Genomic DNA, 5849 nt, shown 5'->3' on the forward strand with positions numbered 1-5849 from the left:
CATCATAAAGTTCGTCTTTAACTAAGTTTATTGTGCAGCCTCCAAAACCACCGCCCATAACGCGTGATCCTGAAACTCCACATTTTTTAGCACAGTCATTTAGGTAATCCAATTCATCACAGCTTACTTCGTAAAGTTTACTCATGCCATGATGTGTTTCATACATTTTTTGACCAACGGTTTCGTAATCTCCTTTTTCAAGAGCATCACACACGTCTATTACACGTTGTATTTCTTCAATAACATATTCTGCTCTCATGAAATCTTCTTCGCTAATATTAGCTTTTGATTCTTTAAGCATATCCATCGTACAATCTCTTAAAAATTCTACTTTTGGATGTTTCTTTTGAATGGCTGCTACTGCGGCCTCACAACTTTCACGACGTTTGTTATATGCAGAAGAAGCTAGTTCGTGTTTTACCACTGAATCTAATAGCACCAATCGATATCCTTTTGGATTGAATGGGAAGTATTCGTGCTCTAGTGAGCGACAGTCAAGACGCATAAGATGCCCTGCTTTACCAAAGATTGAAGCAAACTGGTCCATAATACCACATTTAACACCAACATAATTGTGTTCTGTAGCTTGTCCCACTTTAGCTAATTCAAACTTTTCTATTTTACTATCAGCAAATAATTCATTGATAGCAAAAGCATACGTACTTTCTAATGCAGCAGATGATGACATACCTGCTCCCAAAGGAACATCGCCAGAAAATGCAGTGTCAAAACCTTTCACTTCTACATTTCTTTTGATCATCTCTCTACAAACACCAAATATGTATCTAGCCCAGCTTTCTTTTGGAGCATCTTCTTCTTTAAGTCCAAACTCAGCATATTCATCTAAGTCAATAGCATAAGCTCTTACTTTGTCTGTGTTGTTTGGTCTTATTTCTGCAACCATACCTTTATCTATGGCTCCAGGAAAAACGAATCCTCCGTTATAGTCTGTATGTTCTCCAATTAAGTTGATTCTTCCTGGAGAGGCATATAAAAAGCCTTTTACATCGCCAAATCGCTCTATAAAGTGTTTTCTAACTTCTTCTTTTTTCATGATAATAGAATCTTTACGGTTATTTAAAAGTTGATGTAGTATGTTATTCTACAGGAATATTTGTATTTACATTTTTGTATCCTACTAGTGCATAGAATAATAGGTAGATAGCTCCAGCAAATACTAACCAGAAACTAGCCATGAAGCTAACTCCATCAGCAAGTAAACCTTGAACTGCAGGAAGAATACCACCACCACAAACAAGCATCATAAAGATACCAGAAGCTGCTTCTGTGTATTTTCCTAATCCTTCTACTGCAAGGTTGAAAATACCACCCCACATAACAGATGTACAAAGACCACATAAAGCAAGGAACATAATGCCAATAGGCACTTGAGCTGTACCAAATGATATGTCACTAAAGAATACAGGCATATTAACTGTTGTTTCAGGAGAACTAAAGATAGCTAAGACTACGAATAGACCAGCTATAGCAGCTGTAAAACCAAGCATAACTCTACTTGAAATTTTTCCACCTACGATACCACCTGTTAAACGACCAATAAGCATAAGGAACCAATAAGTACCTACTACAGAACCAGCAATTGTTGTGTCCATAGCTAGACCACCTTCAGCAATACTACTAGTCATGTATAAGTTACTAAAGTTTGGAATACCTACTTCGATACCTACGTATACGAAAATAGCGATTGCTCCAAATATAAAGTGTCTAAAAGATAGTGGGCTGTGAGGATCTTTTTTACCAGCTTCTTTTTGTTGAATAGCAAGTCTTGGTTCTGGGATGTTAACTGCTAATAGTACAACAAATACTAGAGCGAAGATACCCATTGCGATGAATAAAGCAGGACTTGCGTCTTTGATAGATGCTTGAGAAGCATTACCAATTAGATAACCTACTAATACGGGTACGATAGTTGCATTTAGAGAGTTGAAAGAACCACCAATTTGGATAAGTTGGTTACCTTTTTTACCTCCACCACCTAGTGTGTTAAGCATTGGGTTTACTACAGCATTAAGCATACACATAGAAAAACCAGAAACGAATGCACCTGTAAGATACACTCCGAAGCTACCCATTCCGCCAGATAAGTACTGAATACCTACTCCTACGAAACCTACAGCTACAGCAATTAAAGCAGTTTTCTTATAACCTACTTTTTGAAGTAGTAGTCCAGAAGGTATACCCATAAAAAGGTAAGCAATAAAGTTTGCTAAGTTACCTAGCTGAGACATAAAGTTGGTTGCACCAAATTGGTTTTTCACGATGATACCCATCGGATTTTGTAACCCTGTTACAAACGAGATCATACCAAATAATGCTATCATCATGATGATAGGCAAGATATGACTTTGTTTTTGTTTAGTCATGATTGAATTTATTGATTAGTTAATGATAATTTATTTGAATTTATATACTGTGTGTTGTAAATACTTTTCTCCTGGTTCTAGTTTAGCACTAGGGAAATAGGGTTTATTGGGAGTGTCGGGAAGGCATTGTGCTTCAAAGCAGATAGCACTTCGAGCAGGGAATGTAGCACCATGTGCTCCCTTAAAGCCTCCGAGCCAGTTTCCTGTATATAATTGTACTCCTATTTCTGTTGTGTAAACTTCCATTAGTCTACCCGATTTAGGGTCTTGGCATGATGCCGCAAGAGTTAAGGTTTTAGGTTCAATTTTATTCAGCACATAACAGTGATCATAACCTGAACCATATTTCAATTGTCTGAAATTATCATTAATTCTATCTCCTACAATTTTAGGAGATGTAAAATCCATAGGTGTACCTGCCACTTTTAAAATTTCACCTGTTGGTATGGATACCTCATCTATGGGTGCATAATGGTCTGCATTGATATATACAATATTATCTTCTATGCTTGATGTGGGGGTTCCTATACCCGAAAGGTTGAAAAAACCATGACTGGTTAGATTTACTACTGTTGTTTGATCTGTTGTTGCTTGATAATTTATGTGAAGTGAATTTGAATTATTATCTAAAGAATAGGTTAATTCTACTTTAAGATTTCCAGGGTATCCTTCTTCGCCGTCTGTAGATAGGTATTTAAAGACTATGCTATTTTCATTTAATTGCGTAGCATCCCATACTTTTGTATGAAAGCCTGTAGGCCCACCGTGTAGAGCATTAGGCCCGTTATTAATAGCTAGTTTGTATTCATTGCCATTTAAGGTGAATTTGCCTTTTGCTATTCGGTTAGCATATCTTCCTACAACTGTGTTTAAAAAAGGTTCTGGACAACTTAATATATCTTTTAGGCTACTATGACCGAGAATTACGTTATCAAACTTGTTGCTTTTATCGGGTACCATAATAGAAAGGAGAGTACAACCATAATTGGTAACTGCTACTTCCATACCCTTATTGTTTCTGAGAATAAATAAGTCTGTTTGTTTTCCTTCAATAATTGACTGAAAATCTTCTCTTTTCAAATTTGATTTATTTTCCATTTTTTTCTGCGTGTTTTTCAGGATAGCCCTAATTAAGTCATAAAAATCATGCAAATAAAGAGAATTTATAACTTTCTCACAAATATATCAGTCTAAATAAAATAAAGCGTTCAAGGGGATTCCTGAAATAGAAAGTCTAGTTTAGTGAAGTATTGATGTCAGTTAGATAGAATTAAAATATTTATTTCTATCTAAAACTTTTGATATTTTTAGTATGTTTGTAACACATTATTTATCATAAACATCATAATAAAATAAAAAGGAAAATGTATCCGTTTAAATTCGAACCTCTTTTAAAGCAAACCTTATGGGGTGGTGATAAAATCATACCCTTTAAACATCTAAATGAATCTTTAGAAAGAGTAGGTGAAAGCTGGGAAATATCGGGCGTAGATGACAATGAATCTGTAGTGGCTGAAGGTCCAGATAAAGGTCTAACCTTGACACAGCTTGTTCGTAGACATCGTGAAGAATTAGTAGGAGAAGATAACTATAGCGCATTTGGCGAAAAGTTTCCTCTGCTAATCAAGTTTATTGATGCTAAGCAAGATTTATCTATCCAAGTGCATCCAGATGATGTATTGGCGAAACGTCGTCATAATTCATTTGGTAAAACAGAAATGTGGTACGTTGTTGATGCTGATAAAAATGCTAAGTTGCGTTCTGGTTTCTCTCATGAAATAGACGCTACAGAGTATAAAGAACGCGTAAAGAACAATACGATAACTGATGTATTGCAAGAGTATGAAATACATCCTGGAGATGTGTTTTTCTTACCTGCTGGTAGAGTTCATAGTATTGGCGCAGGATCTTTTATCGCAGAAATTCAACAGACATCAGATATTACTTATCGTATTTACGATTTTAATCGTAAGGATGCCAATGGACAAACTAGAGAGCTTCACACTGAATTAGCTAAAGATGCTATCAATTATGAAGTACTCAATGATTACAGAACCAAATATGATAGAGTAAAGGATGAACCAGTAGAATTAGTAGCATGTCCTTATTTTACAACTTCTGTCTATGATTTAACAGAAGAAGTGACTTGTGACTATTCTGATTTAGACTCTTTTGTAATATTAATATGTGTTGAGGGTAGTTGTAACCTAATCGATAATGAAGGAAATAAAGTTTCTCTTCAAGCAGGTGAAACAATCCTTTATCCAGCACTTACAGAAGAAATTACTATTATGCCTTCTGAAGAGGGTGTGAAAATACTTGAAACATACGTATAATCTTATCCTACAGATATATCTATTGAATAGGGGTAGCCAAAAGCTATCCCTATTTTTTATTTAAAAACATCGTCTTCTCTTACTTTTAAGTGAGTTTTGCCAATGTTTTAACTAGGTCATCGTATCATCATGTCGGTGTCATGACGATACGATGACCTAGTTAAAGTATCTTCATGTCGGTGTTATGATGAATCTGATATCTTCATATATGTGCTTCCCTAAAAGTTGGACTGATCATAATTAGAAAAAATTCATTAAACTAGTTTAGAAGGAATAAAAAAGAGGAGAAAGTCAAGACATAGTGAAACAGAAATTGTAAAAGCAGTCAATCAACTCGATAGTGGTCTATCAGCTGATGTATTAAATATACCCAACTGGAATGTCTTACACAAAACAGTTATGTAGAGCGCTTCAACGGGAGTTGTAAAACAAGAGAATAGGGGGTAATGTATACGATGTTTTTCACTTTGAGCCGAATAAATAGCTTATTCGGCTCAAAGTTTTAGTATATTTGATTCGAATATGTAATATAATCGGCTCATGTACATTTGGCAAATGAAAGAATTTCCTCTTTTTACCTATAAAAAAGAGAATATACAGTCTATAGTTCAAGAGTTAACTTTAATTCTTGGGGAAGTGCGTGGCATTATGAAAGCCTTTAATAAAGAGGTCTTAGATGATGTCTTTGTTCAGATTATGCTTTCAGAAGCGATACAAACATCCCAGATTGAGGGAGAATATTTCTCTAGAGAGGATGTTATGTCTTCTCTAAAGATGAATTTAGGATTGGAATCACTCCATCGTCAAACGACTAATGTAAAAGCTGATGCAGTAGCCAAACTGATGATTGAGGTTAAGAAAGATTTTACAAAGCCTTTAACATTACAATTACTACTCGATTGGCACAAGATATTGATGAGTAATGAAAATCGTATTCAGGCGGGTGCTATTCGTCAAGGTACAGAAGCTATGCAAGTCATTTCAGGTCATTATGGCGAAATAGAAGTACATTATGAAGCACCACCCTCAAAATCACTACCTGAGCTTTTAAATCAGTTTTTTTGCGTGGTATCAGAACTTTGAAGATAGAGAGTTTGGTAAAATAGGAGATGCAATGATTACTTCTGCT

At 35.3% G+C, this 5849-nt stretch carries 5 protein-coding genes; 2 read left to right on the forward strand and 3 right to left on the reverse strand.

From position 1 onward, the window contains the following. From galK to K8V80_RS02605, 3 genes are all read right to left on the reverse strand, one after another. Positions 1-1054: galactokinase (gene galK / locus K8V80_RS02595; protein WP_276775262.1), on the reverse strand; the 1054-nt coding region annotated here is incomplete at its 3' end. Positions 1055-1097: 43 nt separating this feature from the next. Beyond that, positions 1098-2384: an MFS transporter gene (locus K8V80_RS02600; protein WP_276775264.1), complete on the reverse strand. Its 1287-nt coding sequence runs from the start codon at positions 2382-2384 to the stop codon at positions 1098-1100. 30 nt (positions 2385-2414) lie between these two features. Continuing rightward, a complete protein-coding gene (locus K8V80_RS02605; RefSeq protein ID WP_276775265.1) occupies positions 2415-3482 on the reverse strand; it encodes an aldose epimerase family protein in 1068 nt (355 codons plus the stop codon). A gap of 266 nt (positions 3483-3748) precedes the next feature. On the opposite strand from K8V80_RS02605, the gene K8V80_RS02610 reads away from it, so the two are divergent. Both K8V80_RS02610 and K8V80_RS02615 read left to right on the forward strand, forming a co-directional pair. Continuing rightward, positions 3749-4720 carry a type I phosphomannose isomerase catalytic subunit gene (locus tag K8V80_RS02610; protein WP_006745495.1) on the forward strand — a complete coding sequence of 324 codons (972 nt, stop codon included), beginning with the start codon at positions 3749-3751 and terminating at the stop codon, positions 4718-4720. A 555-nt stretch (positions 4721-5275) separates the two neighbouring features. After that, a complete protein-coding gene (locus tag K8V80_RS02615; RefSeq protein WP_276775268.1) occupies positions 5276-5803 on the forward strand; it encodes a DUF4172 domain-containing protein in 528 nt (175 codons plus the stop codon). The last annotated feature ends 46 nt before the right edge of the window (positions 5804-5849 follow it).

This window comes from Bacteroides coprosuis, assembly GCF_020741705.1.
In the GTDB taxonomy this organism is placed as follows: domain Bacteria; phylum Bacteroidota; class Bacteroidia; order Bacteroidales; family Bacteroidaceae; genus Bacteroides_E; species Bacteroides_E coprosuis.